This window comes from Sphingobium sp. ba1, assembly GCF_000743655.1.
In the GTDB taxonomy this organism is placed as follows: domain Bacteria; phylum Pseudomonadota; class Alphaproteobacteria; order Sphingomonadales; family Sphingomonadaceae; genus Sphingobium.
In genome coordinates, this window is the sequence record NZ_JPPQ01000069.1 from 831,660 (window position 1) to 835,054 (window position 3,395).

Annotated in this window: 4 protein-coding genes; 1 reads left to right on the forward strand and 3 read right to left on the reverse strand. The window is 65.2% G+C overall.

Annotated elements, in window-relative coordinates:
• The first annotated feature begins 209 nt into the window (after window positions 1–209).
• A complete protein-coding gene (locus IL54_RS07010) occupies window positions 210–626 on the forward strand; it encodes a GtrA family protein (protein WP_037474295.1) in 417 nt (138 codons plus the stop codon).
• A gap of 113 nt (window positions 627–739) precedes the next feature.
• Here the strand turns inward: IL54_RS07010 and fdhD are convergent, their stop codons facing one another.
• The 3 genes from fdhD to IL54_RS07025 form a co-directional block, all read right to left on the reverse strand.
• Window positions 740–1,540 (reverse strand): formate dehydrogenase accessory sulfurtransferase FdhD, encoded by an 801-nt coding sequence (gene fdhD, locus IL54_RS07015; protein WP_052027762.1) that lies wholly within the window; start codon window positions 1,538–1,540, stop codon window positions 740–742.
• Window positions 1,541–1,562: 22 nt separating this feature from the next.
• Window positions 1,563–1,868: a formate dehydrogenase subunit delta gene (locus tag IL54_RS07020; protein ID WP_081912821.1), complete on the reverse strand. Its 306-nt coding sequence runs from the start codon at window positions 1,866–1,868 to the stop codon at window positions 1,563–1,565.
• Between the two features lie 10 nt (window positions 1,869–1,878).
• Window positions 1,879–3,395 (reverse strand): molybdopterin-dependent oxidoreductase (locus IL54_RS07025; protein ID WP_037478025.1); only part of this gene is annotated, 1,517 nt, incomplete at its 5' end.

The following is a 3,395-nucleotide window of genomic DNA, read 5'->3' on the forward strand; positions in this document are numbered from 1 at the left end:
CCAGCCAGTGAATGGCGGACCAGCGCGTCGCCACCATCGTCACCGCAATGGCGATCCAGATCAGAAAGGTCAGCCATTTCCAATGGCGTGCGCCATGGACGGACAGGAAGGCCGCGATGTGGCAGGCGCGGGCGCGCAGGGTTTCGCCGCTATGCAAGGTCATGCCCGTGGATTAGAGGCTGCGCATCAAAGCGCAACGGGGGCCAGCCATGAAATTCGCGCAACGCGTGTCGCCGCAGCACCGGGCGCTGTTCTGGCAGATCCTGCGCTATGGCGTCACCGGCCTGTTCGTCACTGCCTGCCAGGCCGCGATCTACTGGGCCCTTGCCACCTATGCCGGGCTGCATGTCCAGATCGCCAATCTGATCGGCTATGGCGCGGCGGTCGTCATCGGCTATATCGCGCACAGCGCCTTCACCTTTCGCGGCCAGGGGGCGAATGACGGCCATGCCGCGCGCGGGGCGAAATTCGTCGCCGTGTCCTTGGTCAGCTATGCACTCAATGCGCTGTGGGTGTGGCTATGCGTCACCCATATGGGCTGGCCCGCCTGGTCGCCGATCCCGGCGATGCTGTTCGTGACGCCGGCTTTGGTGTTTGTCCTCAATCGGCAGTGGGTGTTTCGGTGATATTCGCAATCAAATGTGACTGTCGTTCCCGCGAAGGCGGGAACCCATCTCCCACCCTTTGCATCCAGCACCACGCTTGGGAGATGGATCCCCGCCTTCGCGGGGATGACGGGCTAAAAATCGGAGTTTAATCCGCAAGCTAGCACCGCATCACCCCGCGCCAGGACGACCAGTGGCAGGCCCGCCGCCGCCGCGCGGTCCGCCGCCAATTGCGTCGGGGCGGAGATGGTGACGAGCAGGGGGCAGTTGGCCAGCACCGCCTTTTCCACCAGTTCATAGGAACAGCGTGAGGAGAGCAGGGCGAAGCCGCCGTCCCAGTCCGCCCCCCTGCGCGCCATAGCGCCGATCAGCTTGTCGAACGCATTATGCCGCCCGACATCCTCGCGCACCAACCGGATCGCGCCGTCCACGCCGACCCAGGCGGCGGCATGGACCGCGCCGGTCGCTGCATTCAACGGCTGATGATCGCGCATCGCCGCCAGTGCGCGGAAGATTGCGGCGCGGTCGGCCCTTCCCTGCGCCGTCACGCGCGGCAGCGGCCGGATCGCTTGTTCCAGATTTTCGATGCCGCACAGGCCGCAGGAGGAATCCGAGGCGCGATGCCGCACCCGGTTCAGCAGCCGCTCGACCCGTTCGGGCGGCAGGGTGGCGCGCGCCACCAGTCCCTGCAGCGTTGCATGGACATCGACAGCGAACGCCCCGTCGCCCGGCTCGATCAACCGTTCGGCCAGCGCAAAGCCCAGCACCAGATCATCGATGTCAGCGGGTGTCGCCATCAGCACCGCATAGCCGATGCCGCTTAGCTCGATCGCGACCGGCATTTCCTGTGCAAGCGCCCGATCAATCGGATGCGTCGCACCATCGGGCGTCAGCCGGTCGAACCGCATCGTCCCATTGTCGGCTGGCCTGTCCATCATCGGGTGGGGGTAGCGATGGTCAACCCGCGTCGCAATGCCCGGCTTCATTCACCGCGTTGAACGGCGTCGCCTGATCCTGCGGCACCGGCCTGCCGCCTGCAAGCCGGGCGACCGCCGCCGCGACGACAGGCGAAAAGCGATCAGGCTCTTCCTGCGCCATGGCGATGATCCGCTCTTTCATCCGGGGATCCCAGAAGCTCGCCAAATGCTCGGCCAGGGTTTCGGTCGCCTTGGCCTCGCCCATTATCGCCAGATTGCGGGCGATCTGATGCGCCATATAGACCAGCCGGTCGGCTGTGGACATGATCTGGGGTTCGTCGCTCATCGGCCCGGTCCTATTCTGCCGCTTCCAGCGGCGCGATGCGACGGCTCATCCGCGCCTGGCTGGCATAATCCTGCTGCCAGTCGCTGGGGCCGTTGGATGGCATCACCTGCACCGCCGTCACCTTATATTCCGGGCAGTTGGTGGCCCAGTCGCTATAGTCGGTGGTGATGACGTTCGCCTGCGTCTCTGGATGGTGGAAGGTCGTATAGACGACGCCCGGCGCAACCCGCTCGGTCACCTGCGCGCGCAATGTCGTTTCGCCCGCGCGGCTGCGCAATGTCACCCAGTCGCCATCCTTGAGGCCGCGATTATCTGCGTCGGACGGATGGATTTCCAGCCTGTCCTCCGGGTGCCAGGCAGTGTTGGCCGTCCGCCGCGTCTGCGCGCCGACATTATAGTGGGACAGGATGCGCCCGGTGGTCAGCAGCAGCGGGAAGCGCGGGCCGGTCTTTTCGTCGGTGGGCACATAGTCGGTGACGACGAACTTGCCCTTGCCGCGCACGAAGCCATCGGCATGCATGGTCGGCGTGCCGTCGGGCGCTGCGTCATTGGCGGGCCATTGCAGCGACCCTTCCGCTTCCAGCCGGTCATAATGGACGCCCGCAAAGGTAGGGGTGAGCGCGGCAATCTCGTCCATGATCTGCGAGGGATGATCATAGGTCCAATTGAGGCCCATGGCGTTGGCGACCAGTTGCACGATTTCCCAATCGGCATGGCCGTTGAGCGGGGCCATCACCTTGCGCACCCGCTGGATGCGGCGTTCGGCATTGGTGAAGGTGCCGTCCTTTTCCAGGAAGGTCGATCCGGGCAGGAAGATATGCGCGTAATTGGCGGTTTCGTTGAGGAACAGATCCTGCACCACCACGCACTCCATCGCCGCGAGGCCCGCCGCGACATGATGGGTATTGGGGTCGGACTGAAGGATGTCCTCGCCCTGCACGAACAGCCCCTTGAACGTCCCGTCGGTCGCGGCGTCCAGCATGTTGGGGATACGCAGGCCGGGTTCGGCATCGAGCGACACGCCCCAGGCCCGTTCGAACAGGCTGCGCGTCGCGGTGTCGGAAACGTGCCGGTAGCCCGAAAATTCATGCGGGAAGCTGCCCATGTCGCAAGCACCCTGGACGTTGTTCTGCCCCCGTAGCGGGTTCACGCCCACGCCTTCGCGCCCGACATTGCCGGTTGCCATGGCGAGATTGGCGATCGCCATGACGGTCGAGCTGCCCTGACTATGTTCGGTGACGCCGAGGCCATAGTAAATGGCACCGTTGCCGCCAGTGGCGTAGAGCCGCGCGGCGGCGCGCACCTCGTCCGCCTTCACGCCGGTCAGCGGCTCGATCGCTTCGGGCGAGCGGGCGGGTTGCGCCACGAACTCCGCCCAGTCGGCAAATTCATCCCAGTCGCAGCGTTCACGGATGAACGCTTCGTCGTACAGTTTCTCGGTGACGATCACATGCGCCATCGCCGTCAGCATCGCGACATTGGTGCCGGGCCGCAGCGGCAGATGATGATCCGCCTCGACATGGGGGG

What these genes read in the sequence shown, in the direction of transcription:
- IL54_RS07010 (WP_037474295.1), top strand. Translation starts at nt 210, where the DNA reads ATGAAATTCGCGCAACGCGTGTCGCCGCAGCACCGGGCGCTGTTCTGG.
- fdhD (WP_052027762.1), bottom strand. Translation starts at nt 1,540, where the DNA reads ATGGACAGGCCAGCCGACAATGGGACGATGCGGTTCGACCGGCTGACG.
- IL54_RS07020 (WP_081912821.1), bottom strand. Translation starts at nt 1,868, where the DNA reads ATGAGCGACGAACCCCAGATCATGTCCACAGCCGACCGGCTGGTCTAT.